At 45.9% G+C, this 26,367-nt stretch carries 24 protein-coding genes and 2 tRNA genes; 4 read left to right on the top strand and 22 right to left on the bottom strand.

The features are described from left to right. Positions 1–85: 85 nt before the first annotated feature. The 3 genes from KHO06_RS04340 to KHO06_RS04330 form a co-directional block, all read right to left on the bottom strand. Positions 86–1,072: a GGDEF domain-containing protein gene (locus KHO06_RS04340; RefSeq protein WP_244858377.1), complete on the bottom strand. Its 987-nt coding sequence runs from the start codon at positions 1,070–1,072 to the stop codon at positions 86–88. 269 nt (positions 1,073–1,341) lie between these two features. Next, the gene (gene rimI / locus KHO06_RS04335; protein ID WP_038891090.1) at positions 1,342–1,797 is read right to left on the bottom strand and encodes a ribosomal protein S18-alanine N-acetyltransferase; all 456 of its coding nucleotides are present in this window, start codon (positions 1,795–1,797) and stop codon (positions 1,342–1,344) included. Positions 1,798–1,800: 3 nt separating this feature from the next. Next, positions 1,801–2,208, bottom strand: a complete 408-nt coding sequence (locus KHO06_RS04330) for a DNA polymerase III subunit psi (protein ID WP_212582140.1) — start codon at positions 2,206–2,208, stop codon at positions 1,801–1,803. Positions 2,209–2,271: 63 nt separating this feature from the next. Here KHO06_RS04330 and KHO06_RS04325 point away from each other — a divergent pair, with 63 nt between their 5' ends. After that, on the top strand, positions 2,272–2,724 hold the full coding sequence (locus KHO06_RS04325; RefSeq protein ID WP_005431911.1) for a hypothetical protein: 453 nt from the start codon (positions 2,272–2,274) through the stop codon (positions 2,722–2,724). A gap of 72 nt (positions 2,725–2,796) precedes the next feature. Here the strand turns inward: KHO06_RS04325 and KHO06_RS04320 are convergent, their stop codons facing one another. Both KHO06_RS04320 and KHO06_RS04315 read right to left on the bottom strand, forming a co-directional pair. Further along, positions 2,797–3,300 carry an N-acetyltransferase gene (locus tag KHO06_RS04320; protein WP_005431913.1) on the bottom strand — a complete coding sequence of 168 codons (504 nt, stop codon included), beginning with the start codon at positions 3,298–3,300 and terminating at the stop codon, positions 2,797–2,799. Continuing rightward, complete coding sequence (locus tag KHO06_RS04315; RefSeq protein ID WP_005431915.1) at positions 3,284–3,811, bottom strand: SCP2 domain-containing protein; 528 nt, start codon at positions 3,809–3,811, stop codon at positions 3,284–3,286. Before KHO06_RS04315 ends, KHO06_RS04320 begins: the two co-directional genes overlap by 17 nt. A 266-nt stretch (positions 3,812–4,077) precedes the next feature. Between KHO06_RS04315 and KHO06_RS04310 the strand changes: the two genes are divergently transcribed. The 3 genes from KHO06_RS04310 to KHO06_RS04300 all read left to right on the top strand — a co-directional run bounded on the left by KHO06_RS04310 (position 4,078) and on the right by KHO06_RS04300 (position 8,178). Then, positions 4,078–6,117 (top strand): bifunctional diguanylate cyclase/phosphodiesterase, encoded by a 2,040-nt coding sequence (locus KHO06_RS04310; RefSeq protein WP_045369742.1) that lies wholly within the window; start codon positions 4,078–4,080, stop codon positions 6,115–6,117. A gap of 148 nt (positions 6,118–6,265) precedes the next feature. Further along, the gene (locus KHO06_RS04305; RefSeq protein WP_045381378.1) at positions 6,266–7,279 is read left to right on the top strand and encodes a peptidase U32 family protein; all 1,014 of its coding nucleotides are present in this window, start codon (positions 6,266–6,268) and stop codon (positions 7,277–7,279) included. A 20-nt stretch (positions 7,280–7,299) separates the two neighbouring features. Continuing rightward, positions 7,300–8,178 (top strand): U32 family peptidase, encoded by an 879-nt coding sequence (locus KHO06_RS04300; RefSeq protein ID WP_081233506.1) that lies wholly within the window; start codon positions 7,300–7,302, stop codon positions 8,176–8,178. A 69-nt stretch (positions 8,179–8,247) separates the two neighbouring features. Here the strand turns inward: KHO06_RS04300 and vmrA are convergent, their stop codons facing one another. The 17 genes from vmrA to rlmE all read right to left on the bottom strand — a co-directional run bounded on the left by vmrA (position 8,248) and on the right by rlmE (position 26,291). Then, the gene (gene vmrA, locus KHO06_RS04295; protein WP_081233486.1) at positions 8,248–9,594 is read right to left on the bottom strand and encodes a sodium-coupled multidrug efflux MATE transporter VmrA; all 1,347 of its coding nucleotides are present in this window, start codon (positions 9,592–9,594) and stop codon (positions 8,248–8,250) included. A 58-nt stretch (positions 9,595–9,652) separates the two neighbouring features. Beyond that, positions 9,653–10,066, bottom strand: coding sequence for a MarR family transcriptional regulator (locus KHO06_RS04290; protein WP_212582139.1), 414 nt, complete (start codon positions 10,064–10,066; stop codon positions 9,653–9,655). 97 nt (positions 10,067–10,163) lie between these two features. Continuing rightward, positions 10,164–11,087, bottom strand: coding sequence for a lipoprotein NlpI (gene nlpI, locus KHO06_RS04285; protein WP_005431928.1), 924 nt, complete (start codon positions 11,085–11,087; stop codon positions 10,164–10,166). 183 nt (positions 11,088–11,270) lie between these two features. Next, positions 11,271–13,403, bottom strand: coding sequence for a polyribonucleotide nucleotidyltransferase (gene pnp, locus KHO06_RS04280; RefSeq protein ID WP_005530322.1), 2,133 nt, complete (start codon positions 13,401–13,403; stop codon positions 11,271–11,273). Between the two features lie 313 nt (positions 13,404–13,716). Beyond that, complete coding sequence (rpsO, locus tag KHO06_RS04275) at positions 13,717–13,986, bottom strand: 30S ribosomal protein S15 (RefSeq protein ID WP_005380094.1); 270 nt, start codon at positions 13,984–13,986, stop codon at positions 13,717–13,719. Between the two features lie 150 nt (positions 13,987–14,136). Then, positions 14,137–15,081: a tRNA pseudouridine(55) synthase TruB gene (gene truB, locus KHO06_RS04270; protein WP_005431933.1), complete on the bottom strand. Its 945-nt coding sequence runs from the start codon at positions 15,079–15,081 to the stop codon at positions 14,137–14,139. Further along, the gene (rbfA, locus tag KHO06_RS04265; RefSeq protein ID WP_005431935.1) at positions 15,081–15,488 is read right to left on the bottom strand and encodes a 30S ribosome-binding factor RbfA; all 408 of its coding nucleotides are present in this window, start codon (positions 15,486–15,488) and stop codon (positions 15,081–15,083) included. Before rbfA ends, truB begins: the two co-directional genes overlap by 1 nt. Before the next feature lie 109 nt (positions 15,489–15,597). Continuing rightward, positions 15,598–18,282, bottom strand: a complete 2,685-nt coding sequence (gene infB / locus KHO06_RS04260) for a translation initiation factor IF-2 (RefSeq protein ID WP_005431938.1) — start codon at positions 18,280–18,282, stop codon at positions 15,598–15,600. Between the two features lie 21 nt (positions 18,283–18,303). Next, on the bottom strand, positions 18,304–19,791 hold the full coding sequence (gene nusA / locus KHO06_RS04255) for a transcription termination factor NusA (RefSeq protein WP_005530328.1): 1,488 nt from the start codon (positions 19,789–19,791) through the stop codon (positions 18,304–18,306). Between the two features lie 36 nt (positions 19,792–19,827). Continuing rightward, positions 19,828–20,283: a ribosome maturation factor RimP gene (gene rimP / locus KHO06_RS04250; protein WP_005530330.1), complete on the bottom strand. Its 456-nt coding sequence runs from the start codon at positions 20,281–20,283 to the stop codon at positions 19,828–19,830. 234 nt (positions 20,284–20,517) lie between these two features. Next, positions 20,518–20,594: transfer RNA gene (locus KHO06_RS04245), tRNA-Met, on the bottom strand. 56 nt (positions 20,595–20,650) lie between these two features. Then, positions 20,651–20,734 (bottom strand) — tRNA-Leu (locus KHO06_RS04240). Positions 20,735–20,752: 18 nt separating this feature from the next. Next, positions 20,753–21,091: a preprotein translocase subunit SecG gene (gene secG, locus KHO06_RS04235; RefSeq protein ID WP_005530332.1), complete on the bottom strand. Its 339-nt coding sequence runs from the start codon at positions 21,089–21,091 to the stop codon at positions 20,753–20,755. Positions 21,092–21,316: 225 nt separating this feature from the next. Further along, a complete protein-coding gene (gene glmM / locus KHO06_RS04230) occupies positions 21,317–22,657 on the bottom strand; it encodes a phosphoglucosamine mutase (protein WP_045451285.1) in 1,341 nt (446 codons plus the stop codon). Between the two features lie 19 nt (positions 22,658–22,676). Continuing rightward, positions 22,677–23,507 (bottom strand): dihydropteroate synthase, encoded by an 831-nt coding sequence (gene folP, locus KHO06_RS04225; RefSeq protein WP_212582138.1) that lies wholly within the window; start codon positions 23,505–23,507, stop codon positions 22,677–22,679. Positions 23,508–23,576: 69 nt separating this feature from the next. Further along, positions 23,577–25,553, bottom strand: a complete 1,977-nt coding sequence (ftsH, locus tag KHO06_RS04220) for an ATP-dependent zinc metalloprotease FtsH (protein WP_212582137.1) — start codon at positions 25,551–25,553, stop codon at positions 23,577–23,579. 108 nt (positions 25,554–25,661) lie between these two features. Continuing rightward, the gene (rlmE, locus tag KHO06_RS04215; protein WP_005439450.1) at positions 25,662–26,291 is read right to left on the bottom strand and encodes a 23S rRNA (uridine(2552)-2'-O)-methyltransferase RlmE; all 630 of its coding nucleotides are present in this window, start codon (positions 26,289–26,291) and stop codon (positions 25,662–25,664) included. Positions 26,292–26,367: the final 76 nt, after the last annotated feature.

Here is a 26,367-nt window from a genome sequence, read left to right as displayed (position 1 = left end):
TCAAAATTCAAACAAGCTTTATTCGATTCAATATTGCGCGGTATTCTCGCTTATTATTGCTTTAGGGGCAACTTTCCTAGCATGTTTAGAGTAAGCTACGTTGCTGGACCTCATCTTGCCAATCCAATGCTTCCGATTTGCGAAAAGCTATTGACGCCACTACAACTTGGTCCCGCCCATTTTGTTTTGCATCATACAAAGCAATATCAGCGCGTTTTAGCCAAAGATCAGGGGTATCGTCTTCTAATAAGCATTCAGCCACGCCAACACTGAGCGAGACATGTGCATAACGTGCAAAATGTTTTGAACGTACCTTGTCACAGATGTTGCTCATCATAAATTGCGCAGTTTGCTCAGAAAGCCCTTCAAACAAGAGTAGAAACTCATCCCCACCTAAGCGAAACAATAAGTCGTACTCACGGGAATAGTCATTGAGAATCGCTACGGTTTGATTAATGACTTCATCACCCACATCGTGCCCATACAAATCATTCACCTGTTTAAAATGATCGATATCAATCACGGCGATCGTCGACGCTTTCCCTAAGCGCTTGTCCTCTAATGCTCGTTGCAAAAACGCCTCTAACTGCCCACGATTCAATGCCCCTGTCATCGAATCTCGTGTGGAGAGAAACGTTAAGCTCTTTTGCAACTCTACAATTTTGTGCACCGCAACATGCGCGACCACAACGCAACAAATAACGGCAAGAACAAAGCGTAAGGTGATACTCCACTCTAGCTGATGCCAAGCAGAGAGAGCGCATCCAGTGATGATTGCACCGTTGGTTAATAACGCATCCTTAGTCGGGATAACAAACACCAAGGCAATAATCACAGGAAAGACCCAGTATGTCGCTATAATGCCAAAGATGTGCACGCTCAATACCACCGATAACCAGAGTAAACACAGTGGAATGCGGTAGCCAATTTTGCTTTGCCCTGATGTCAGTAGTGAGGCGAACTCAATGATAAAACTTAGCTGAAAGGTCAGCAGGACACAGCCGAGAAAAGTCTCTCCAATCCACAGATTTTTGATACCTAAAGGCACAAACGTAAGAAAAGAGACCAACATTAAAACTTTAAGGACGGTCCCCCGACTCTGCTCTTCAAATAACTGCGCGACGGGAGTGTTAAATGTTCGCGGATACGGCTTCGTCAATTATCCCTCCCTAGATAAATCAGACTGGTTTCATATTATTTATAAATCTATAACTTCAAAGATAATAACGCGAACAAAAACGGATAATCAGAAGATATAACTGTGACAAGGCGAGGTTTTAGACATAAAAAAGCCTTGGCTTTACCAAGGCTCTAGATACGTAAATCTTAGGGCAGCTGACATTAGCTCAAAAATAAGTAACTCATAATGATGGCGTCCTCTTTACCATTGCCCGTTTTGGCAGGGTAATAGTTGTAACGACGGTCCACTTCATTGAAGCCTGCTTGCTCATAAATATGGATAGCTGAGTGGTTACTTTCACGCACTTCCAACCAGGCGCTCTCTGCTTTCGCTTGCTCGCAGTGTTCGATAAATGCATCCAGCAATTTTTGCCCTAGCCCTTTCCCCTGTTGAGAGGGCGCGATGGCAATATTTAATAGCGTCACTTCTCCGACAATATTCTGTCCGTAGAAGTAACCAACCACTTGAGCACCTTCCAGCATCACATGATGGCAAGCGCCGCGACTGGATAAGTCACGCACCAAAGATTCTGCCCAAGGGTGAGAATGCGCTTGCTGCTCGATCTGCCAAACTTGGTCGAGGTGCTCAGCACGCATCGGCGTAATTTCAATTGTCACGCGTTAGCTCCGTGAAGAGTACGAACAGATTTGTTGCCACAATGCGCGGCGTTGTTCGTTGTTGCCATCAATATCTTGTAATAGCGGTGACGTCAGTTGCTTAGCATTAATGCTGGCATCTGCCTCACAGCCTGCAAACCACACCCATTCTAGTTGATGCTCACCCAGCATGGATAAGCGCTCAGGCTCTAGGTGCAGAGCGTCGTCGAGCGTGAGCTTAATGCTTTTTAATACACGCTCAAACATTAAAGCTGTCTCGTTTTCTGGACACATTGGCGATACCAATAGGAGTTTACAAGAACTTTGCAAATCCAATAATGGCGATTGATAGCCTTCCAGTCTTTCTGGGTGACTCAGCTCCCAAGTGCTGATCCCCATTTCGTGTAAATATTGTTTCTCGTTAATTGACATCTTTTGTCACCTATTTGAACGAGGCAATCCTATCAAAATTTCGCATTTAAAGTCAGAGGTGTTATGAAGCTTTTCCAATCACTCGCTATTACGTTACTTATCGCAACCACCAGCTTTACCACTTTCGCTAAGGATAGCAACGATGGTTGGGAGCTGATCGCCGAAAAAACCGTGAACTTCCAAACTGAAACCGACACAGTAGAACCAAACGGTCTGTTTAAGAATCGTCAGTTCAGCAAGATCAAAATCAAGTGCACTCAAGGCACCATGAGCATTAAAAACATGAAAGTGACCATGACCGACGGCAGTGAGAAAAAGCTCAAAACTATGGTTGGTACTCTGACAAAAGGCATGTCGACACGCGCTTGGACATTGCCAGGTTCTGAAGACGCGAAGTTCAAACGTCTAGAGATGGAATACAAAAGCTGGGGCAACATGACACTGAATGCCGCTGGTATGAGCAAAAAAGCAAAAATCGAAATCTGGGGTAAGAAGCGCGTTAAAGAGCAGGATTAATCTACTCTTCCTACGTACTTATTAAAACAAAGCCCGCTTTTTACAGCGGGCTTTGTCGTTGAATATTAGCGATTATAGCTCAGAGAACTCTGGAGAATAATCGATGCGACCAGAACGTCCGTCACATTGCCCTTCCACCAATTCTGCGACGCGAAATGCACCTTGTGGTACTTCCCACGCACAATCGAAGCCCATCTCTTCGCTGGCTCTAAAACCTTGACGCCCGTAGTAGTCAGGATCGCCCAACACCACACACACTGGGTAACCAAAATCACGCAGTGAATCAAAGCCTTCTTTGATCAACTCGGCTGCAATGCCTTGACGACGGTAATCTTCATGTACAGCCAAAGGCGCAAGACCTTGCCACGACAAATCTTCACCATTCAACGTCACTGGGCTAAACAGCGCATGACCAACCACTTCACCTTCATCGGTGCATGCCACCAAAGACAAAGTGAGCTTACCGTTTTCACGTAAACGCATCACTAAGTTGGCTTCCGCTTCCGTTGGGAAGGCATGTTTTAATAAGCGGTCAATGGTGAGAATGTCCGCAGGGGCTTCAGTTCGAATAAGCATTCGCTACTCCGGTTTCTTGTGCAGGCGCTTGAACCCCTTTCTGAACAAAGTCAGCCAATTGGTTCAGTGCTACTTGCATCGCTTTTGGTAACTGCTCTAAGTCGACACTGTCCATCAGGTTTTTCACTTCTAAGCCTAGCTCAGTGTCGCCTTCAATAGAAAGACGACGTTGGAAGAACAGTGTATCAGGGTCTTCTTTACGACCAGCAATAAGTACTAGGTCGTTAAGGTTACCACTAAAACTCACATCTTCCTGAACCGGTTTCTCTGCTACCACTAATTTTTCGTCTTGGTAGCTGATATACCATGCTAAGTTCAAGTCTTTAATCGCAACTTTCAGCCACTTATCTTCAAGGAATTCAAAATCGCCATCTTCAAGCGCTTCTTTAAATACCATTTTCAAACCTTCTAACAAGGCTTTTTTCTGAACAGTTTGTGGCAATAACTGGACTGGAGATCGCAAAATTGATGCTGCGTTCTTTACTAGTTGACTGCGAATCTTGTTTAACACGCTAATTATCCGTTACTTTGTCATAAGGTCGCCTATATTACGCAATAGCGTAATACCAGTACCTGTTATGTATCAATAAATCTGTTTGTTTTAGAAGTAGGCAGTTTTTCTCACTCAAGCGTCGTTTTTTTGACCTTACGTGTATTATTGACGCTAAGTCGTGGATAAACGCTTTAATAACGGTATGTTCAAAGTTATAGTTATCAAAATAGCGTTTTTATTACACGGACGAATAATCAGGCTCATTGGAGATCGGTAACACCTTAATGCCTTCCCAGCAATTACAACATTGGTTTGCAACGCTTACCTCAAATAGCCCATTCTTTTTCGCCATTCTTGATAATAAACACAATTATCGAATGGTGAGTGATCGCTATTGTGACATTGCAGGCTTAAGACACGACGACATCGTTGGTCTAAACGACAGCCAAGTACTGGGAGAGCAGTTCTACAAAAAGCTCACGCCCTACTACCAACGCGCGTTCAAAGGCGACCATGTTGAAGCAGAAATCACGCTAGACGAGACCGACCTTGAAACCAGCCTTCACTTCAGCCTTTCTCCGGTTCATGAAGAAAACGAAATCCGCTTCGTGGTTTTCCATGCCATCGATACGTCTGAAAAACAAATTCTGGTTCGCTCGTTAGAAGAGTCAGAAAGCAAATTCGCCAAGTTAACTCAACTCCTACCTGACGGTTTGTTATTGGTGGAAGATGACATCATCATCTCAGCCAACCCAGCCTCCGCACGTTTACTCGGGTTGAATTCACCACATGAGCTACTTGGTGAAGAGCTGACTCGGCTGTTTATCGATGAAAACAGCAAAAAAGTTTTCACCCATCGCATCAGTACATTGCTTTCTGAAAAACCTTTCGTGTGTCTGACTAGCGCGCGTTGTGGGTTCGAACGGAAAGTACAGTTGCATGCCGATACCACGGCGATTCTCGGTAGTGAGTCTCAAATCATTTTGATTCAAGACGCCGATGACGCACCAAAGTTGCTCTCTTCCAACTCCAACGAAGACGCGCACATCGATTCGCTGACTAAGCTGTATAATCGCTTTGGCTTTACCAAGCGACTAGAACAACTCATCAAGAGTCAGACACCGCTACTGGTTTTCTACCTCGATATCGATAACTTTAAGAACATTAACGACTCACTAGGCCATCACATCGGTGACAAAGTGATTCAAGAAGTCTCCGCCCGCCTAAAACGTTCTTTACCTAATCAAGCCATCATTGGTCACTTGGGTGGCGACGAATTTGGCATCATCCTGCCTGAGCCAGAAAACACTCGCATGGCGGAGATCCTCTCTGAGCGCATTATTTCTTTGATTAACCAACCTTTCGATCTGCATCATTTCAGTAAACGCCTTGCGTGTTCTATCGGTAGTGTCCGCTATCCAGAAGACGGGCAAGACGCGCGCATTCTACTGCAAAACGCTGATACCGCGATGTACGAGGCAAAAGACCGTGGTCGTAACCGCCTGATTAAATTTAACGATCAGATGAACAAAGAAGCGCGTATGCGTTTGTGGTTGGAAATCGAGCTACAAAAAGCGTTACAGCAAAACGGCTTGGAAGTATGGTACCAACCAAAAGTTAACGCCCGCGACTTCAGCATTAATGGAGCCGAAGCGCTAGTACGTTGGAAGCATCCGGTCGAAGGTTACATCAGCCCGGGCGCATTTATCCCTGTAGCTGAGCGTGCAGGCTTGATTGAACACCTTGGTCGTGTGGTCATGCGCGATGTGTTTAACACAGTAAAACGCTGGAAACTGCAAGGCATTCTACCAGGACGCGTGGCGATCAACCTCTCTCCAGAACAGTTCGGTAACCCACAGCTGATCGACTACATGGAGAAGTTACTGCGCACGACCGAACTTGACCCAAGCTGCATTACCTTCGAGCTAACAGAAAGTGCGGTAATGAGCGACAGCGAACATACGCTGCAAATGCTTAATGCGATCAAGAAGCTTGGTTTCGCATTGTCTATCGATGACTTCGGTACTGGTTACTCTTCCCTTTCCTACTTAGCACGCTTCCCTATCGATGAACTAAAAATCGACCGCGCGTTTATCAACGATATCGATACGCTCCCGAAACAGGTAACAGTGATTGAGAACATCATCAACCTTGGTAAATCATTGGATTTGACCGTGGTCGCCGAAGGTGTGGAAACCCACCAGCAAGCGACACTGCTATCGAACCTGCAATGTAACTCGATCCAGGGCTTCCATTTCTACCGTCCTCAACCTAAACACGAAGTGGAAGAGTTGTTTGCGCAAAACCGCCGTCATAAGAACTGATCTCAACTGCAACAAAATCTGAGTGTTACCCCTTACTCTCAAGGGGTAAATCTCAACTTTATTGCGCTAAACCTAACTTAGGTCAATTTCGCTATTCATAATTCTTCATAAAATGCGGGCACCTTTTATTCTCTATGATTGTGAGCATATGGAACTCTTGTGTCCTGCGGGTAACTTGCCTGCGCTAAAAACCGCGATTGATTGCGGTGCAGACGCCGTATACATCGGCTTTAAAGACGACACCAACGCTCGTCACTTTGCTGGTCTGAACTTCAACGGCAAGAAGCTAGAAAAAGCGGTGCAATACGTTCATGACCGCAACAAAAAGATCCACGTTGCACTTAACACTTTTGCCCACCCGAATGGTTTTGAACGTTGGACAAACGCTGTCGACAACGCAGCGGCACTGGGTGTCGATGCACTGATCGTGGCTGACATTGCGGTACTTGAGTACGCTGCTCGCAAATACCCAGAGCTAGAACTGCACCTTTCTGTACAGGCATCAGCGACCAACGTTGCTGCGGTAGATTTCTACAAGCAAAACTTCAACGTCAAACGTGTTGTACTGCCTCGTGTACTGTCTATCCATCAGGTAAAACAGCTTTCTCGCAACATCACTAGCGATGTCGAGCTAGAAGTCTTTGCTTTTGGTAGCCTGTGCATCATGTCAGAAGGTCGTTGCTACCTGTCTTCATACATGACTGGCGAATCACCAAACACCGTTGGTGCGTGCTCTCCGGCAAAATACGTTCGCTGGCAAGAAACAGAAAGTGGTCTGGAATCTCGTCTTAACGACATCCTGATCGATCGCTACAGCGCTGGTGAAAACGCGGGCTACCCAACCTTATGTAAAGGTCGTTTTGAAGCTGAAATTGAAGGCGAGAAAAAACGCTACCACGCACTGGAAGAACCAACCAGTTTGAACACCCTTTCTATGTTGCCTGAGCTGTTTGCTGCCAATGTCGCTTCCGTAAAAATTGAAGGTCGCCAACGTAGCCCTGCTTACGTAGAACAAGTAACGCGCACGTGGCGTGCAGCGATTGATCGTTACCAAGCAAATCCAGAGGCTTACCAAGTAGAAGCGGCTTGGGATGCAGCGTTGGCAAACGTGTCTGAAGGTACGCAAACCACACTTGGTGCTTACCACCGTAAATGGCAGTAGAGGTTAAGATGGATAACTCAATGAAATACGCACTTGGTCCGTTGTTGTACTTCTGGCCAAAGCAAGACGTTGAAGCGTTTTATGAACAAGCGAAATCAAGCTCTGCGGACATCATCTACCTTGGTGAGACCGTATGTTCAAAACGTCGTGAAATGAAGCCTGCACATTGGTTTGATATCGCGAAAGAACTGTCTGCATCTGGCAAACAAGTCGTGCTTTCCACGATGGCGTTATTAGAAGCGCCAAGTGAAGTGAACATCATGAAGAAGTACATCGACAACGGTGACTTCGCGATTGAAGCCAACGATGTGTCTGCGGTTCAACTGGCTTCTGGGCACAAAGTGCCTTTCGTCGTTGGCCCAGCGGTTAACACTTACAACGCGCACACGCTTAACTTGTTCCTAAAACAGGGCATGATCCGCTGGTGTATGCCTGTAGAGCTGTCTCGCGAATGGCTAAGCAATACATTGGTTCAATGTGATGAACTTGGTATTCGCAATAAGTTTGAAGTGGAAGTATTTAGCCACGGCTACCTACCGCTGGCTTACTCGGCGCGCTGCTTTACCGCTCGTGCAGAAAACAAAGCTAAAGACGACTGCGAAACTTGCTGTATTAAGTACCCAACAGGTATCCAAGTAAGCAGCCAAGAAGGTCAGGAAGTGTTTAACCTCAACGGCATCCAAACTCAGTCTGGTTACTGCTACAACCTGATCAACGATCTGCCAAGTATGGAAGGTTTGGTTGATGTAGTTCGTCTAAGCCCACTTGGCCTTAGCACCTTCTCTGAGCTAGACCAGTTCCGTTCCAATGAGAAAGGCACCAACCCAGGCAAGATCCAAGACCGCCAATGTAACGGTTACTGGCATCAACTTGCTGGCTTAGAGGTGAAAAACATCTAAGCCCTACTCAGGGTTTCAAGCCAATAAAAAAGCGAGGTACTGACCTCGCTTTTTCGTATTAATATTCGGTTAAGAGACTTGAACACTCGGCTCTGGAGAGCTCTCATTCATTATCTTCTTAATATCACGCCACAACATTGTCATCACCACCAGACTCAAGGCGATGTTAGACAATGGGAACGCAATCCAAATACCCGTCACTCCCAATAACTTCGGCATGATGAACAAGAAAGGCAATTGAATCACCATATTACCAATGGTCACAAACATCGCTTTGCTGCCTTTGTTTACCGATTGGTAGTACGCCGCCGCAACCACCAAGAAGCCATCTAAGAACAGCGCAAACATGTGTAGACGGATACCGACCACCGTCGCATCAATCAGATGTTGGTCTGCGTTGTTGAACACCGACACAAACTCGTAAGGGAAGATGTTCATGAGAATAACAAACGCGACACCACCGAGTACTGACGTGCCCATTGCGACCTTCAACAGCTTACGAATATTGTCTTGATTACGAGCACCATGGTTGTAGCTTACTAAGGGCTGCATACCATTGGCGATGCCTTCAGCGATCAAGTAGTAGACTGTCACGATATAACCCAAGATGGCGTAAGCACCAATCAACAACGCACTACCGTACTGGGCAAATAATGCATTGTGCAGCGCAACCATCATTGAGCCATACGCATACATAAAGAAGCTAGACGTGCCGATCATGACGATCTTAGGAATGACATCAAACTGCATCTTCAAATCGCTGAAAGACAAGCGCATGTTTGCTCTGGAAGTAAAGAAGTACCCTACCCCCAAAATCGTCACAACCATCTGCGCCAGAGCGGTCGCAATAGCAGCACCGGTAAGCTCCCAGCCCAGCCAAGCGATAAAGATATAGTCGAGCACGATGTTGATTACCGCGCCGATCACCATCAAGATGGTGGCTAAGTTAGGGCTATCATCATTACGCAGCAAAAACGGCACTGCAATCGAACCCAGCGAGAACACACACGCGACACTCAGGATATGCAGGTACTGCAAACCAAGCTCGTAAACACGACCTTCAGCGCCCTGCCAGCGAATAAAGTCATCGGCGAAGAAGAACAAGGTTGTCGCCACTATTGGCATCAGAGCGACTAAAAGCAATAGACCAGTTGAGAGAATGCGTTTCGCGCCCTCACTGTCTTTTTCACCTTGTTTGATAGAGGCGAGTGCGCCCGTACCTACACCCACCATCATACCGATACCTAGTATCGAGCCGATAATTGGCCAAGCAACGTTGATCCCCGCTAATCCGTCAGCACCGACATACCGACCGATAAAGATACCATCCACCACTTGATACAAGCCGTTAACCAGCATGGCTGCGACTGTCGGAATTGTGTATTTCCAAAACTGTTTATAAATAGAGTTTTGCATGACTACCACCAATAGTTAGCAAAGCTAACTAAATTGATAAAAGAATAAAAAAATAGGTTTAGTTTCCGAGCGCTTTATCTAATAGCACTTTCAATTGCTGTGCTTCTTTCGCATCCAACTTACGCATAAGCTGCTGTGAAATATCTTTATACACCACTTGTTCCAAAGACATTTCAGCTATCACTTCTTCCGTTAATAGCACACGTTTAGAGCGAGCATCTTCGTTACAAGCAATGCGCCTTACCAAGCCCTTTTTCTCCAAACGAACCACCATATTTGAAGCCGAAGGTTTGGTGACTTGAAGCTCTTCCGCTAAGTCGGTAATGCGTACACCTTCTGGGTGCAGTTGAATCACTCGCAAGTAATCAAACTCATTAAAACTCAGGTGCGAAAGTGGATCTTCTTTGGCATAAACACGCCACGCTTTGGCACAAAAGCGTTCTAAATCAATCAGGCTTTTTTCTAATGCCATTATGCTTTGCCCATTTAGTTAGCAAGGCTAACTATTCTAGTGAAGCCATCCAAATTCTTCAAGCACAAAAAAGCCGCTCTGATTGAGCGGCTCATGGTTATTTTTCTTCTTGTTGCTCTTGCTCGGCTTTGAGCTTAGCAAGTTGTTCTTGCTGCAACTGATCGTAGATTTGCGCCAACTCCAAGAAAGAGTAACGGTGCTCTACGTATTCATAAACGTTGAAAGAGATCGCCAGCTTGTACAACGAGATCGCGTCAGCAATATCCCCCTCGAGTTGGTAACGCTTACCAAGGTAGAAGTAAGTTTCTGTCAAACGCTCAGCAAGGCGGTAGTTCTCACGCGTGCCATCCATGATAGCTTTTAGTGCGGCATCATCAGACACGTCACGCAGCATAATGGCAACCAGAACCCAGCCCCACTCTTCACTGCGGTCGCGCTGGTAACGCTTCTCTAGGTTCGCTTTCGCTTGCTCAGGGTTTTGCTCTGCTTCGATGATGTAAAGCCATAGTGCACGGAACGGGTCACTCGGCATTTCTTGATAATGCTTGGTCATGTCTTCCAAAGCTAGGTCGATGCGGCCGCCGTAATACAAAGCTATCGCACGGTTACGCTCTGCGTATGAATTCTCTGGTGCTAGCTCTAATGTCGAATCGAACGCTTCGTAAGCCGCATCAAACTCGCCGACTTGAGTGAAATACACGCCTAGTAGGTTAAAGATGTCTGGTTGAGCAGGGTTAAGTTGCAAAGACTGATTGAAGTCCAAACGAGCAAGATCACGCAGGCCAACACTGTCGTAGTAGTTACCACGCTCGTAATGCATCTTAGCGCGAACTTCATCACTCAGGTCTGGGCGCTGTAAAAGCTGGGAAAGACGCGCAATCTGAACTTCTTGTTGCACGCTTGGTTGTAGCGGTACCGCCATCGGAGGGTAGATCCACTGTTGTGCCGATTGTTGAGAGGTATTAGCACAACCGGTCAGCGCGATAGCAACACATAAACTTGCGGTTTGAAACCATTTCACTAATTGGTACTCCTGTTTGGACCGCTCTGGGTCTGTTTCTCTTTATGCACTATAGGCTAGTTAACTTCGCTTGAGGCGATAATTGGTGAAACAGGCCAAAAAAAAGGGGAGCGAAAATGCTCCCCTTTTATAGCATGCTTTCAGGCTCTTAAGCTAATAAAAGACCAAAAGTCGAAACTTAGATTACTCGCCTTTTGCTTCAGAAGCGTCGTTTGCTTCTTCTGCTGGCTTCTCTACTGCTTCTTTCATACTTAGACGTACACGGCCTTGGCGGTCAATTTCAAGAACTTTAACTTGAACTTCTTGACCTTCAGTTAGGTAGTCAGACACTTTCTCAACGCGTTTTTCAGCGATTTGAGAGATGTGTACTAGACCATCTTTACCAGGAAGAACCGTTACGAATGCACCAAAGTCAGCTAGACGTGCAACTTTACCAGTGTAGATACGGCCTACTTCAACTTCAGCAGTGATCTCTTCGATACGGCGGATAGCTTCTTTCGCTGCTGCACCTTCAGTTGCTGCAATCTTGATAGTACCGTCGTCTTCGATTTCGATAGTTGTACCAGTCTCTTCAGTTAGAGCACGGATAACTGCACCACCTTTACCGATAACGTCTTTGATCTTCTCTGCGCTGATCTTCATTGTGTGAATGCGAGGAGCGAATTCAGAGATGTCTTCACGAGCACCAGAGATAGCTTCATCCATTACAGATAGGATGTGCTTACGTGCACCTTGAGCTTGGTTAAGCGCAATTTGCATGATCTCTTTAGTGATACCTTCGATCTTGATGTCCATTTGAAGTGCTGTGATACCAGTGTTAGTACCTGCTACTTTAAAGTCCATGTCACCTAGGTGGTCTTCGTCACCAAGGATGTCTGAAAGAACAACGAAGTCGTCGCCTTCTTTAACAAGACCCATTGCGATACCCGCAACAGAAGACTTGATTGGCACACCTGCGTCCATAAGAGCAAGAGAAGTACCACATACAGAAGCCATTGAAGAAGAACCGTTAGATTCTGTGATTTCCGATACAACACGTACTGTGTATGGGAACTCATCAACAGAAGGCATTACTGCTGCGATACCGCGTTTAGCCAGTTTACCGTGACCGATTTCACGACGCTTAGGAGAACCTACAAAACCAGTTTCGCCTACACAGTATGGAGGGAAGTTGTAATGTAGTAGGAAGTGATCTTTACGCTCACCTGTTAGCTCATCGATGATTTGAGCGTCACGCTGCGTACCTAGAGTCGCAGTTACTAGCGCCTGAGTTTCACCACGAGTAAATAGTGAAGAACCGTGAGTACGAGGAAGAACACCAGTACGTACGTCAAGCGCACGAACCATGTCTTTTTCACGACCGTCGATACGTGGGTTACCAGCGATGATGCTGCGACGTACAACTGTCTTCTCTAGATCGTGGAAGATAGTGTGGATTTCTTTTGTGTTTGCTTCTGGATCTTCAGCAAGCAGCACTTCGTTAACTTCACCAGCGATCTCGTGGATGCGGTCGTAACGAGCCATCTTCTCTGTGATTTGGTAAGCTTCAACCAGTTTTGCTTCAGCAAGTTCAGCAATCTTAGTTACCAGCGCAGTGTTCTCTGCTGGAGCAACCCAATCCCAAGCAGGAGTAGCAACTTCAGCTTTGAATTCGTTGATTGCTTTGATCACAGCTTGTTGTTGATCGTGACCGAATACAACAGCAGATAGCATTTCTTCTTCAGTTAGGTTGTCAGCTTCTGATTCAACCATTAGTACTGCAGATTCAGTACCTGCAACAACTAGGTCTAGTTTAGATGTTTCTAGCTCAGTGTTGCTTGGGTTAAGTACTAGTTGACCGTCGATGTGACCAACACGCGCAGCACCGATAGGACCGTTGAACGGAATACCAGAGATAGCTAGCGCAGCAGACGTACCAATCATTGTTGGGATGTCTGGTTGAACGTCTGGGTTCACAGATACTACTGTTGCAATAACTTGTACTTCGTTTTTGAATGCATCTGGGAATAGAGGACGGATTGGACGGTCGATTAGACGAGCCGTTAGCGTTTCGCCTTCAGAAGGACGACCTTCACGCTTGAAGAAACCACCAGGGATTTTACCTGCTGCGTAAGTACGCTCTTGGTAGTTAACTGTTAGAGGGAAGAAGTCTTGACCTTCAACCGCTTCTTTTTTACCAACTACAGAAACGAATACTGCTGTATCGTCCATAGTAACCATTACTGCAGCCGTAGCTTGACGTGCGATAACGCCAGTTTCTAGAGTAACTGTGTGGTTACCGTACTGGAACGTTTTAACAACTGGTTTTTCGAACATTGTTATTCCTTGTTTCCAAGCGCATCGATTGATTTGCTTAGAGAGTATTGATTGATACCCAAGGCATTACGAATCGCGACTAGTAAAAACAAACTAATGTGGCGTTCAGTTCACTTTTAATAGTCGCGACCTTTTGGTCGACGTGGTTGACTGTAATGCAATGAGCCTAGTGAAAATCTCTAAACGAGATTTAGCCGCGTGTAGTATAACGGCATAAGTCTGATTTGGCTAAGCTATAGCAGTCAAAATAAGTAACAGGCAACAAAAAAGGGGCATAAAGCCCCTTTTAGACAAACTGCTATGCAGTCGCTGATTAGCGACGTAGGCCTAGACGCTTGATTAGGTCTTGGTAGCGAGCTAGATTTTTACCTTTTAGGTAATCTAGAAGCTTACGACGACGAGAAACCATACGTAGAAGACCACGACGGCTGTGGTGATCGCCTTTGTGTGCTTTGAAGTGACCTTGTAGGTGGTTGATAGAAGCTGTAAGTAGAGCTACTTGAACTTCTGGTGAACCAGTGTCGCCTTCGCCTTGTGCGTATTCTGCAACGATTGCTGCTTTAGTTTCTGCATTCAGAGACATAATTCTCTCCTAATAAGAGTAGGTTTAAAGTTGTAGCAGCCAATCTCTGATTCAGCCGCTACGCGAAGCGCGAATTATAGGGAAGTTTCCTCACCCGCGCAATATAAAAATACCGGCATTATCGCCGGTATTTTCTAGAGCTTAGTGAAGTTACTCTTCGTCGCGGAAAACCACCAAACGTTTTGGTGCCACTTTTCCATCGTCGTTCACTTCAGCAACGCCAATAAACAGCTTATCTTCACCAGAAGTCATACGAATTGGCGTACCCTCTGGCGCACCCAGTACCTGCACTGGCATACCATGCTGTACTAGGTTGGTTAGCTCAGCGTTTAGGTTTACCTCAGGCAAATCTTCAACGGCAGTGTCCATTGGCAACAGCAGTGGATCAAGCAACTCTTTCGGTGCTACTTCATCGCGATGTGCTTGCTCAAGCAACTCATTAAGTTGTTCTAGCGTCACCATTTTTTCGTATGGGTACTTAGCAACACCAGTACGACGAAGCATAGTCACGTGTGCGCCACAGCCAAGCATTTCACCTAGGTCATCAACGATAGTACGGATGTAAGTGCCTTTTGAGCAGTGTACTTCCATCTCAACTTCATCACCTTCAAAGCGGTGAAGTACGATTTCGTATACCGTGATCTTGCGAGATTCACGTGGCACTTCGATGCCTTTACGAGCATACTCGTACAATGGCTTACCTTGGTACTTCAATGCTGAGAACATTGAAGGAACTTGGTCTGATTCACCACGGAACGTATCAATACACGCTTCTAACTTCTCTAGGTTCACATCAATAGGACGCGTCTCTACCACTTCGCCATCAGAGTCAGACGTATCAGTACGCTCACCTAACTTTGCGATTACGCGGTAGCGCTTGTCTGAATCTAACAAGAACTGAGAGAACTTGGTTGCTTCACCTAAGCAGATTGGCAACATGCCCGTCGCTAGTGGGTCCAATGCACCCGTATGACCCGCTTTCTCAGCAAAGTAGATACGCTTTACTTTTTGCAGTGCATCATTGGAAGAAATACCTGTTGGTTTGTCCAACAAGATAACGCCATTAATTGGACGACCTTTACGACGACGAGCCATTACTCTTCCCCTGCCTGATCTTCTTCGCGACCTGAATCTTGCTGTTTACGTTTATCTTCGTTCACAACCTCAGAAACTAGGTTCGACATGCGCATACCTTCTACTAGTGTGTTGTCGTAGTAGAAACGGATTTCAGGCGTTAGACGTAGGCGAATACGCTTACCAAGCATCATACGGATGTGCACTTCGTGCTCACGTAGTGCTGCTAGGCATGATTCTGGTGTTTGCTCGCCCACACATAGGAAAGTAACGAATACTTTTGCGTAAGCAAGATCGCGTGACACTTCTACGTCTGAAATCGTAACCATGCCTAGGCGAGAGTCACGAACTTCACGTTGAAGGATCATCGCAAGTTCTTTTTGCAGCTGCTGTGATACGCGCTGCGTGCGGCTAAATTCTTTTGACATATTCATTCTCTTAAATAGAAAGAATGGGGGGATGGTCAAGCCAGCCCCCCATGGTGTATTCAACAACCAATTACTGTTTGTCTTTCAGACGGTTAGTAATTTTAGTCAATTAGTCTAGAGTACGTTTGATTTCAACGACTTCGAATACTTCGATCTGGTCGCCAACGCGAACGTCGTTGTAGTTCTTAACGCCGATACCACACTCGTAGCCATTCTTAACTTCTTGAACGTCATCTTTAAAGCGACGAAGTGATTCTAGCTCACCTTCGTAGATAACAACGTTGTCGCGTAGAACGCGGATTGGGTTGTTACGCTTAATTAGACCTTCAGTAACCATACAACCAGCGATTGCGCCCAGTTTTGGTGACTTAAATACGTCACGTACTTCAGCAAGACCAATGATTTCTTGCTTGAATTCTGGAGCAAGCATACCGCCCATTGCTTGTTTAACTTCGTCAATCAATTGGTAAATGATTGAGTAGTAACGTAGGTCAACACTTGCTGCTTCAATCGCACGACGAGCAGATGCATCCGCACGTACGTTAAAGCCAAGGATGATTGCATTTGAAGCTTCTGCAAGAACTGCGTCAGTCTCAGTAATACCACCAACACCAGAACCAACGATGTTCACTTTAACTTCGTCAGTAGACAGTTTCAGTAGAGAGTCTGCGATTGCTTCTACAGAGCCTTGTACGTCAGCTTTCAGTACTACGTTTAGTTCAGCAACTTCACCAGCAGTCATGTTAGAGAACATGTTCTCTAGTTTAGATTTCTGCTGACGAGCAAGTTTCACTTCACGGAACTTACCAGCACGGTAGTTCGCTACTTCACGCGCTTTACGCTCGTCACGTACTACTGTTGCTTCATCACCTGAAGATGGTACGCCTGAAAGACCTAGGATCTCTACAGGGATAGATGGACCAGCTTCTGTGATTTCTTTACCTAGTTCGTCACGCATTGCACGAACACGGCCGTATTCTTGACCACAAAGAACGATATCGCCTTTGTTTAGCGTACCTGATTGAACAAGTACTGTTGCTACTGGACCACGACCTTTATCTAGACGAGATTCAACAACAACACCAGATGCCATGCCTTCTGCTACAGCTGTAAGCTCTAGAACCTCAGATTGAAGAAGGATTGCTTCTAGAAGACCGTCGATGTTTGTACCCTGTTTAGCAGAGATGTGAACGAACATGTTCTCACCGCCCCATTCCTCAGGGATTACGTCGTATTGAGCTAGCTCATTCTTAACGTTGTCTGGGTTCGCGTCTTCTTTATCGATCTTGTTCACAGCAACAATCAGAGGAACGCCTGCCGCTTTCGCGTGCTGGATCGCTTCAACTGTTTGTGGCATTACGCCATCGTCTGCTGCAACTACAAGAACAACGATATCTGTCGCTTGAGCACCACGAGCACGCATAGCAGTAAACGCCGCGTGTCCAGGAGTATCAAGGAACGTGATCATGCCGTTGTCAGTTTCAACGTGGTAAGCACCGATGTGCTGTGTGATACCACCCGCTTCGCCTGAAGCAACGTGAGTACGACGGATGTAGTCAAGTGTTGACGTTTTACCGTGGTCAACGTGACCCATGATTGTTACTACTGGAGCGCGTGGTACTGCTTCTGCGTTTGTATCACGATCAGATAGTACTGCTTCTTCCAGTTCGTTCTCTTTACGAAGAACTACCTTGTGACCCATTTCTTCAGCAACAAGTTGTGCTGTTTCTTGGTCGATCACTTGGTTGATAGTCGCCATAGCGCCCATCTTCATCATTACTTTGATAACTTCTGTCGCTTTAACCGACATCTTGTTAGCAAGTTCAGAAAGAACGATTGTCTCACCGATTACTACGTCTTGTTTTGCTACAGTCGCAGACTTATCGAAACCGTGTTGCATTGAAGTTGGCTTAGCAAGTTTGCCTTTGTTACGGCCTTTGCCACCACGTTGGTTACGACCACCGCGTGATTGCTCTTCTTTTGCTGGTTTCTTCTTCTTACGACGAGCACCACCTTCTTCTTTACGGTCAGCTGCATCTTCAGCTTCACGAGCGTAACGAGAAGTAGTTACGTGGTAGTCAGAGTTTTCAAGCTCTTTCTTTTTAGTCTCTTCTTCAGACCAACGAGCTTCGTTCTCTTCTGCAAGTTTACGAGCTTCTTCAACTAGCTTAGCCGCTTCTTGCTCAGCTTTACGTTGGGCTTCTTCTTCCTGACGACGCTTTAGCTCGTCAGCTTCTTTCTTCGCTTGCGTATTAGCATCCGCGTTTTTTGCATTCATTTCTTTCTTAGCCTTATCAGCTTGTGCGCGTTTTGCCTTTTCTTCAGCTTCACGTTTTGCATCCGCTTCACGTTTCGCTTTCTCATCGGCTTCGCGCTGTGCTTTCTCTGCAGCTTCACGTTTGGCTTGTTCTTCAGCCTCACGCTTCGCAAGCTCTTCAGCTTCACGTTTTGCTGCTTCCTCAGCCTCACGTTTTGCGTCGTCTTCGATAGTGCTGCGCTTCACATATGTGCGCTTCTTACGCACTTCTACTTGAACATCCTTACTTTTGCCGCCACCTGCTGCAACACTTAGCGTGCTACGAGTCTTACGTTGAAGCGTCAGTCTAGTAGGTTCAGATTCGCCCGACTTATCGCCGTGCTCTTTCTTCAGGTGAGAGAGAAGCTTTTGCTTCTCTTCATCCGATACATGGTCAGAACTCGCTTTGTTCATGCCAGCGTCAGCAAGTTGTTCCATTAAGCGGTCGACTGGAGTACCAATCTCTTCACTCAGAGCTTTAACTGTTAATTGTGTCATGCCGCTTCCTCCTTGCTGATATTATGCTTCTTCGCCGAACCAACAGATGTTACGTGCAGCCATGATAAGCTCACCTGCGCGTTCTTCTGTCAGGCCTTCAATACCTTCTAAATCGTCGATACCTTGGTCGGCTAGATCTTCTAGTGTTGCTACACCTTTTGCTGCCAACTTGAATGCCATCTCACGCTCTAGACCTTCAAGGCCTAGTAGGTCTTCAGCAGGCTCTAGACCTTCAAAAGACTCTTCTTGCGCTAGGGCAATTGTCGTTAGTGCGTCTTTCGCACGGCTACGAAGTTCTTCTACAAGCTCTTCGTTTAGGCCGTCTACGTCTAGCAGTTCATTAACTGGAACGTATGCGATTTCTTCTAGCGTTGAGAAACCTTCTTCAACAAGTAGTTGAGCGAAGTCTTCTTCAATGTCTAGGTACTTCATGAAGTTTTCGATAGACGCTTGAGACTCTTCAGCGTGTTTCTTCTGAAGATCTGCCACAGTCATTACGTTCAGTTCCCAACCAGTTAGTTGAGATGCTAGACGTACGTTTTGACCGTTACGACCGATAGCTTGCGCTAGGTTGTCAGCTTCAACAGCGATGTCCATTGAGTGTGCATCTTCATCAACGATGATAGAAGCAACATCAGCTGGTGCCATTGCGTTGATAACGAATTGAGCTGGGTTATCGTCCCAAAGAACGATATCGATACGCTCACCACCAAGCTCACCAGATACTGCTTGTACACGTGCACCACGCATACCAACACACGCACCTACAGGGTCGATACGCTTGTCGTTTGTTTTAACAGCGATCTTAGCGCGAGAACCTGGATCACGTGCAGCGCCTTTAAGTTCGATGATTTCTTCAGCGATCTCTGGCACTTCTACACGGAACAGTTCAGCCAGCATTTCTGGCTTAGAACGAGTGATGAACAGTTGGAAACCACGCGCTTCAGGAGCAACTTTGTACAGAAGACCACGAACACGGTCACCTGGACGGAAGTTTTCACGAGGAAGTTGGTCATCACGTAGGATTACCGCTTCTGCGTTGTTACCAAGATCAAGTACAACCGTCTCGCGGTTTACTTTCTTAACAACACCAGTGATCAAATCACCTTCGTTGTCGATGAACTGTTCTACGATTTGCGCACGCTCAGCTTCACGTACTTTTTGTACGATAACTTGCTTAGCAGTTTGCGTCGTAATACGGTCAAATGTAACCGATGGGATATCGTCTTCTACGAAATCACCTAGTTGAATGTCTGCATCTTCGTATTGTGCAGCTTCTAGAGAGATTTCTTTTGTTGGGTTTTCAACATCTTCTACAACCAACCAACGGCGGAATGTTTCAAACTCACCCGTTTTACGGTCGATAGCTACGCGTACATCGATTTCGATTTCGTACTTTTTCTTTGTAGAAGTTGCTAGAGCAATCTCAAGAGCCTCAAAGATACGCTCACGAGGTACCGCTTTTTCGTTCGATACCGCTTCTGCTACCGCTAAAATTTCTTTACTCATTGTATTTAGCCTCTAAGCTTCAAATTTTTTAGGGAACTAAAATTTAGGGATCAGGTTAGCTTTTGAAATGTTACTTAGAGCAAACTCTTCTTGTTGCCCTTCACAAGTAACTGCAATTGTCTCACCATCAACGCTGTGGATAATACCTTTCCACTTACGACGGTTTGCAACAGCCATTTTCAATACGATGCTGACCTCGTGACCAATAAATTGCTCGTAATGTGCTGCTTTGAAAAGTGGTCTTTCTAAGCCTGGAGAAGAAACTTCTAGGCTGTAAGCAACAGAAATTGGATCTTCAACGTCTAATACTGCGCTTACCTGATGGCTAACTTCTGCACAGGCATCTACGTTGATACCATTTTCATGGTCGATGTAGATACGCAACGTTGAGTGCGCACCCGCACGAATAAATTCTAATCCAACCAACTCGTAGCCTGTTGCTTCTACAGGAGCTTCAAGCATTTCAGTAAGTTGTCTTTCTAAACCAGTCATTTGAACCACTCCAGAAACAAAAAAAGGCGTCAGAGCCAACATCAAAAAAACCAAGCAGTGATCCGAGTTAAATTACAAAAACTCAGATAACAAAAAACCCCGAAAGTCGGGGTTTTATGCTGCTGGACCCTGATACGTTAAGAATAGCCAAAAACTGCTTTTCTTAACTCACAGTGTGGTTAGCACTGTGCAAACTTGCCAATCGAATCATTCTTTCCAAGTGAAAGAAGAGATTGGTTGCGGGGGCCGGATTTGAACCGACGACCTTCGGGTTATGAGCCCGACGAGCTACCAAGCTGCTCCACCCCGCGTCCGACTTGCTGAGCATTATACGCTCAACTAAGTGATTTACAAGTTTGTAAATTCATGGTGCCGAGAGAGGGACTCGAACCCTCACACCTAAGGCACTAGCACCTCATGCTAGCGTGTCTACCAATTTCACCATCTCGGCTACATAAACCTTTACAGCTTATTGTGGAATTTCATCACCTGTTGGTGCTGGAACTTCACTTGCTGCATCTTTAACTTGTTCTACAACTGGTTGACCTAGTGTTGGGTCTACCCATTGTGACTCAGTCTTGTGCGTAGACATACGACCAAGTAGCAAGCTAACGATAAAAAATACGGTTGCTAAAATAGCAGTTGTTCGGGTTAAGAAATTACCTGAGCCGCTTGCACCAAACACTGTGTTTGAAGCACCTGCACCGAACGAGGCTCCCATATCTGCGCCTTTACCTTGTTGAATCAACACAAGGCCAATCACACCAAGCGCCGCCAACAGGTAAATCACAAGTAGAACTGAAAACATTTTTTTCCACCTATGTTCCAAATTGTTGAGCCAGCGCCGTTCAAAAACAATCGCGTTTATTTATGAACAAGGCTAGCGACCTCCTAACGGGAGGCGGAGCAATACTAGCGAAAGCCAGTAACGCTGACAAGGGAAAATTAGTAAAAAGTCACCACCAACGCATTAAGCGCTCAAAAAAAGGGCAAAAGTTGCCCTTTCCTCTAGCAAAATGGGTTAAGGCAATGATTAACAACTTGCTTTTACAGCTTCTGCAATCTTAAGCGCAGAGCTTTGAACAAGTTCCGCATCTTCACCTTCCACCATTACACGAATAAGTGGTTCAGTGCCCGATTTACGTAGTAATACTCGGCCTTTGTCGCCCAACTCTGCTTCTACTTCTGCAACTGAGTCTAGCACTGCTTGTGCTTCTAGTGGGTTGCTGTCACCAGCAAAACGTACGTTCTCTAGTACTTGTGGGTAAAGCGTCATACCTTGAGACAGGTCGTGCAATGTCATTTCGCTACCGACAACAGAAGCAAGCACTTGCAACGCTGCTACGATAGCGTCACCAGTAGTCACTTTATCTAGCAAGATAACGTGGCCTGAGTTTTCAGCACCGATCTTCCAACCTTTAGCAAGTAGTTGCTCCATCACGTAACGGTCGCCAACCGCAGCACGTACGAACGGAATACCCAATTGCTTCAGGCCATTTTCCATACCTAGGTTAGTCATTAGCGTACCAACGACACCGCCTTTTAGTTCGCCGCGACGCAGTGCATCACGAGCGATGATGTAAGCAATTTGGTCGCCATCGATCTTGTTGCCCAAGTGGTCAACCATGATAATACGGTCGCCGTCACCATCGAACGCAAGGCCTAGGTGAGCTTGCTCTTCTACAACACGTTTTTGTAGCGCACGAACGTCAGTCGCACCAACTTCAGCATTGATGTTAGTACCGTTTGGCTCAACGCCCATTGCAACAACGTCAGCACCTAGCTCTTTAAATACGTTAGGAGCGATGTGGTAAGTAGCACCATGGGCACAATCAACCACAATCTTCACGTTCGCTAGGCTAAGATCTGATGGGAAGGTACTCTTACAAAACTCGATGTAACGACCAGCCGCGTCGTTCAGGCGGGTTGCTTTACCAAGCTCAGCTGACTCCACACATTCAATGTCTTTATCTAGCTCAGCTTCAATAGCAAGCTCGATATCATCCGGAAGCTTAGTGCCTTCAGACGAAAAGAACTTGATGCCGTTGTCGTAGTATGGGTTGTGAGAAGCTGAAATAACGATGCCCGCTTCCGCTCGGAAGGTTTGTGTTAGGTAAGCAACCGCTGGGGTTGGCATTGGACCAGTAAAGGTTGCTTTCAGGCCAGCAGCGGCAAGACCGGCTTCAAGAGCAGATTCAAGCATGTAACCAGAGATACGCGTATCTTTACCGATGATAACTTTTTTTGTGCCTTGTTTCGCTAGTACACGACCAGCTGCCCAGCCAAGCTTCAGTACAAAATCTGGAGTAATTGGGTATTGTCCAACTTTACCGCGTACGCCATCAGTACCGAAATAACGTCTTTTATCAGACATAAAACTTTCCTTAATTCTTTTAGATATTTTTGTTCGTCATCTCAACCACTTTCATTGCTTCAATGGTTTCTTCAAAGTCATGAACTCGAATAATTTGCGCGCCTTTCATCGCCGCGATAGTCGCACAGACGACACTCGCATTGGTGCAGTCAGCCGCTGGCTTATCCAACAGCTTGAAAATCATGGATTTACGCGACATACCAGCAAGGATTGGCAAGCCAAATTCATGGAACTTATCGAGATGAGCGAGCATATGATAATTGTGTTCTATGGTTTTGCCAAAACCAAAACCTGGGTCAAGGATAAGTTGAGACTTATCGATACCCACAGCCTCACAAGCAGCAATTCGTTCTTGAAGGAATGCAGAGACATCCTCCATCAGATCATCGTATTGAGGATTGGCTTGCATCGTACGTGGCTGGCCTTTCATGTGCATCAGGCAAATTGGCAACTTAGCTTCTGCTGCTACCTCTAATGCTCCTGGCTCTTGAAGCGCACGAACATCGTTAATAAGGTCTGCACCAGCAGCAACCGCTTGGCGCATCACTTCAGCTTTACTGGTATCAACAGAAATCCAAACATCGTGCTTATCACGTATCGCTTGGATAACAGGAATCACACGTTGCAGTTCTTCTTCTAATTCAACATCAGGGGCACCTGGTCGTGTTGATTCACCACCGATATCGATGATGCTCACACCAGCGGCGATCATTTTCTCAACTTGAGCAAGCGCTAATTCAAGTGAGTTAAATTTACCACCATCAGAAAATGAGTCAGGCGTGACATTGAGGATTGCCATAACATGAGGGCGAGAAAGATCGAGAGATTTGTTGTTTGCTTTAATAATCATAGCGTTAATAATCACAACAGATACAAAAACCCCGAGCTTAACTCGGGGTTTGTTATCAAAGGCTACTCTTTATTCAGAGTCTTTCTTTTCTGGCGCTTCGCTTGAAGTCGCTTCTTGAGACGTTGATTGCTCTACAGGTTTTGTAGGCTCAACCGGCTTCTCTTCTGCTTTTACTTCAGGCTTCGCTTGAGGCTTATCGTTATCTTCTGGTTTGTTTGGCTTGTCGCCCCAACCAGCAGGTTCACGGATCTCAGCTTTACGCTCCATTAGGTCATCAATCTGGTCAGCATCAATGGTCTCATACTTCATTAGCGCATCTTTCATCGCATGCATGATGTCCATGTTATCTTCCAAGATTTTCTTCGCACGGTCATAGTTGCGGTCGATGATCTTACGAACTTCGTCGTCGATCAGCTTCGCTGTGTCATCAGACATGTGTTTAGTCTGAGTCACACTACGGCCAAGGAACACTTCACCTTCTTCTTCCGCATACAGTAGCGGACCAAGTTTCTCAGAGAAGCCCCATTGCGTCACCATCTTACGAGCGATGTCTGTTGCACGTTCGATATCGTTCGATGCACCTGTCGATACTTTGTCAGCACCGTAGATCAGCTCTTCCGCTAGACGACCACCGTACAAGCTAGAAACCATTGATTCTAGGTGTTGGCGAGACATACTCACACGGTCTTGCTCAGGTAGGTACATAGTCACACCCAATGCACGACCACGTGGAATGATAGACACTTTGTACACTGGATCGTGTTCCGGAACTAAGCGACCAACAATTGCGTGACCCGCTTCGTGGTATGCTGTTGATTCTTTCACTTCTTCAGACATCACCATTGAACGGCGCTCTGCACCCATCATGATTTTGTCTTTCGCCAGTTCAAACTCAACCATAGAAACGTTGCGCTTGTTGCCGCGTGCAGCGAATAGTGCCGCTTCGTTAACTAAGTTTGCTAGGTCTGCACCAGAGAAACCTGGAGTACCACGTGCAATTAGAGATGGCTCTACGTCACCCGCTAGAGGCACTTTACGCATGTGTACTTTAAGAATCTGCTCACGACCACGTACGTCTGGAAGACCAACAACCACTTGACGGTCAAAACGGCCAGGACGCAATAGCGCAGGGTCCAATACGTCAGGACGGTTAGTTGCTGCGATAACGATGATACCTTCGTTACCTTCGAAACCATCCATCTCAACCAGCATTTGGTTTAGGGTTTGTTCACGTTCATCGTGACCACCACCAACACCAGCACCACGCTGACGACCTACCGCATCGATCTCATCGATAAAGATGATACAAGGTGCTGCTTTCTTCGCTTGCTCAAACATGTCACGCACACGAGATGCACCAACACCCACGAACATTTCTACGAAGTCAGAACCAGAGATAGTAAAGAACGGTACTTTTGCTTCACCGGCAATGGCCTTCGCTAAAAGCGTTTTACCAGTACCAGGAGGACCAACCATTAGAACACCTGTTGGAATCTTACCGCCCAATTTCTGGAAGCGGCTTGGGTCACGTAGGTAATCAACCAGTTCTTTTACGTCTTCTTTTGCTTCGTCACAACCTGCAACGTCGGCAAAAGTTGTCTTGATTTGCTCTTCGCTCATCATGCGAGCTTTGCTCTTACCGAAAGACATAGCGCCTTTACCGCCGCCGCCTTGCATTTGACGCATGAAGAAAATCCATACACCAATCAGTAAGATCATAGGGAACCAAGAGATGAAAATTGTGCCAAGTAGGCTTTGCTCTTCAGGAGGCGTACCTTGCACTTTCACGTTTTGATTAATTAGGTCATCCAGAAGCTTTTGATCATACACCGGCATGTAAGTAACCATTTTGGCACCGCCGCCGCGACGAACAAAGCTAATCTCACCGTCTTTAAAAGTTGCTTCTTGAATCTGGCCTTGGCCAACTTCCTGTACAAACGTGGTGTAATCCACGGTTCTGCCATTGCTTTCTCCAGGGCCAAAGCTCTGGAATACCGACATCAATACGACAGCGATAACAAGCCACAGAATTAAATTTTTTGCCATGTCACTCAAGGTGTCAGCCTCTCGATAACTAATTGTAATTAAAGGTAGGGTACTACAGTTCATTACCTGTAGCTATAGTGTTAACCATGCTCTAAACGAGCGAAATAGTTAACCTTTGTAACCAGTGGCTACAACAAAGACTTCTCGTGAGCGAGCTCGCGATGAGTCTGGTTTTCTGATTTTTACGACTTTAAACATGTCTCGGACTTCTTTCACAAATTGATCGAAGCCTTCACCCTGGAAAACCTTTACGACAAAGCTACCATTAGGTGCTAGAACTTGTCGACACATATCTAAAGCCAATTCAACTAAATACATAGCTCGTGGCTGATCTACAGAATTATTACCAGCAATGTTAGGCGCCATGTCAGACATTACTACGTCCACCATTGAAGGTTGGATTCTTTCTAACAGGGCATCTAATACTGCCTCGTCACGAAAGTCACCTTGTAGGAAGCTTACGCCAGCGATTGGATCCATAGGCAATAAGTCACATGCAATGATTTGACCTTCTTCACCTATTATCTTAGCAGCATATTGAGACCATCCACCTGGAGCGGCGCCTAAATCGACGACAGTCATCCCAGATTTCAACAATTTATCTTTTGTTTGGATCTCTTCAATTTTGAAGTAAGCACGAGAACGGTAGCCTTTTTTACGAGCTTCGTTTGCGTATTTATCATCAAAGTGTTCTTTCAACCAACGACCAGAACTAGCCGAATGTTTTTGTTTACTCATTTTAATCCCAACAAGGCGTAATTAGGAGCTATTGTTTTAATAGGCTCAACCTATTACTCAATAAATTATAGTCTTC

Origin of the sequence: Vibrio sp. B1FIG11 (assembly GCF_905175335.1) — a bacterium.
Taxonomy (GTDB): Bacteria; Pseudomonadota; Gammaproteobacteria; order Enterobacterales; family Vibrionaceae; genus Vibrio; species Vibrio campbellii.
Note: the sequence above shows the minus strand (reverse complement) of the source record. Positions and strands in the feature narration are given on the sequence as shown.

Coding starts and splice junctions, on each gene's coding strand:
- rimP (WP_005530330.1), bottom strand. CDS start 20,283: ATGACTGGTTTAGAAAGACAACTTACTGAAATGCTTGAAGCTCCTGTA.
- KHO06_RS04310 (WP_045369742.1), top strand. CDS start 4,078: ATGCCTTCCCAGCAATTACAACATTGGTTTGCAACGCTTACCTCAAAT.
- pnp (WP_005530322.1), bottom strand. CDS start 13,403: ATGTTCGAAAAACCAGTTGTTAAAACGTTCCAGTACGGTAACCACACA.
- rpsO (WP_005380094.1), bottom strand. CDS start 13,986: ATGTCTCTGAATGCAGAAACTAAAGCAGCAATCGTTGCAGAATACGCA.
- nusA (WP_005530328.1), bottom strand. CDS start 19,791: ATGAGTAAAGAAATTTTAGCGGTAGCAGAAGCGGTATCGAACGAAAAA.
- KHO06_RS04325 (WP_005431911.1), top strand. CDS start 2,272: ATGAAGCTTTTCCAATCACTCGCTATTACGTTACTTATCGCAACCACC.
- ftsH (WP_212582137.1), bottom strand. CDS start 25,553: ATGGCAAAAAATTTAATTCTGTGGCTTGTTATCGCTGTCGTATTGATG.
- glmM (WP_045451285.1), bottom strand. CDS start 22,657: ATGTCTGATAAAAGACGTTATTTCGGTACTGATGGCGTACGCGGTAAA.
- folP (WP_212582138.1), bottom strand. CDS start 23,507: ATGATTATTAAAGCAAACAACAAATCTCTCGATCTTTCTCGCCCTCAT.
- secG (WP_005530332.1), bottom strand. CDS start 21,091: ATGTTTTCAGTTCTACTTGTGATTTACCTGTTGGCGGCGCTTGGTGTG.
- KHO06_RS04330 (WP_212582140.1), bottom strand. CDS start 2,208: ATGTCAATTAACGAGAAACAATATTTACACGAAATGGGGATCAGCACT.
- infB (WP_005431938.1), bottom strand. CDS start 18,282: ATGACACAATTAACAGTTAAAGCTCTGAGTGAAGAGATTGGTACTCCA.
- KHO06_RS04300 (WP_081233506.1), top strand. CDS start 7,300: ATGAAATACGCACTTGGTCCGTTGTTGTACTTCTGGCCAAAGCAAGAC.
- rbfA (WP_005431935.1), bottom strand. CDS start 15,488: ATGTCAAAAGAATTTAGCCGCACGCAGCGCGTATCACAGCAGCTGCAA.
- KHO06_RS04340 (WP_244858377.1), bottom strand. CDS start 1,072: ATGTTGGTCTCTTTTCTTACGTTTGTGCCTTTAGGTATCAAAAATCTG.
- KHO06_RS04305 (WP_045381378.1), top strand. CDS start 6,266: ATGGAACTCTTGTGTCCTGCGGGTAACTTGCCTGCGCTAAAAACCGCG.
- truB (WP_005431933.1), bottom strand. CDS start 15,081: ATGGCTCGTCGTCGTAAAGGTCGTCCAATTAATGGCGTTATCTTGTTG.
- rlmE (WP_005439450.1), bottom strand. CDS start 26,291: ATGAGTAAACAAAAACATTCGGCTAGTTCTGGTCGTTGGTTGAAAGAA.
- KHO06_RS04290 (WP_212582139.1), bottom strand. CDS start 10,066: ATGGCATTAGAAAAAAGCCTGATTGATTTAGAACGCTTTTGTGCCAAA.
- vmrA (WP_081233486.1), bottom strand. CDS start 9,594: ATGCAAAACTCTATTTATAAACAGTTTTGGAAATACACAATTCCGACA.
- KHO06_RS04320 (WP_005431913.1), bottom strand. CDS start 3,300: ATGCTTATTCGAACTGAAGCCCCTGCGGACATTCTCACCATTGACCGC.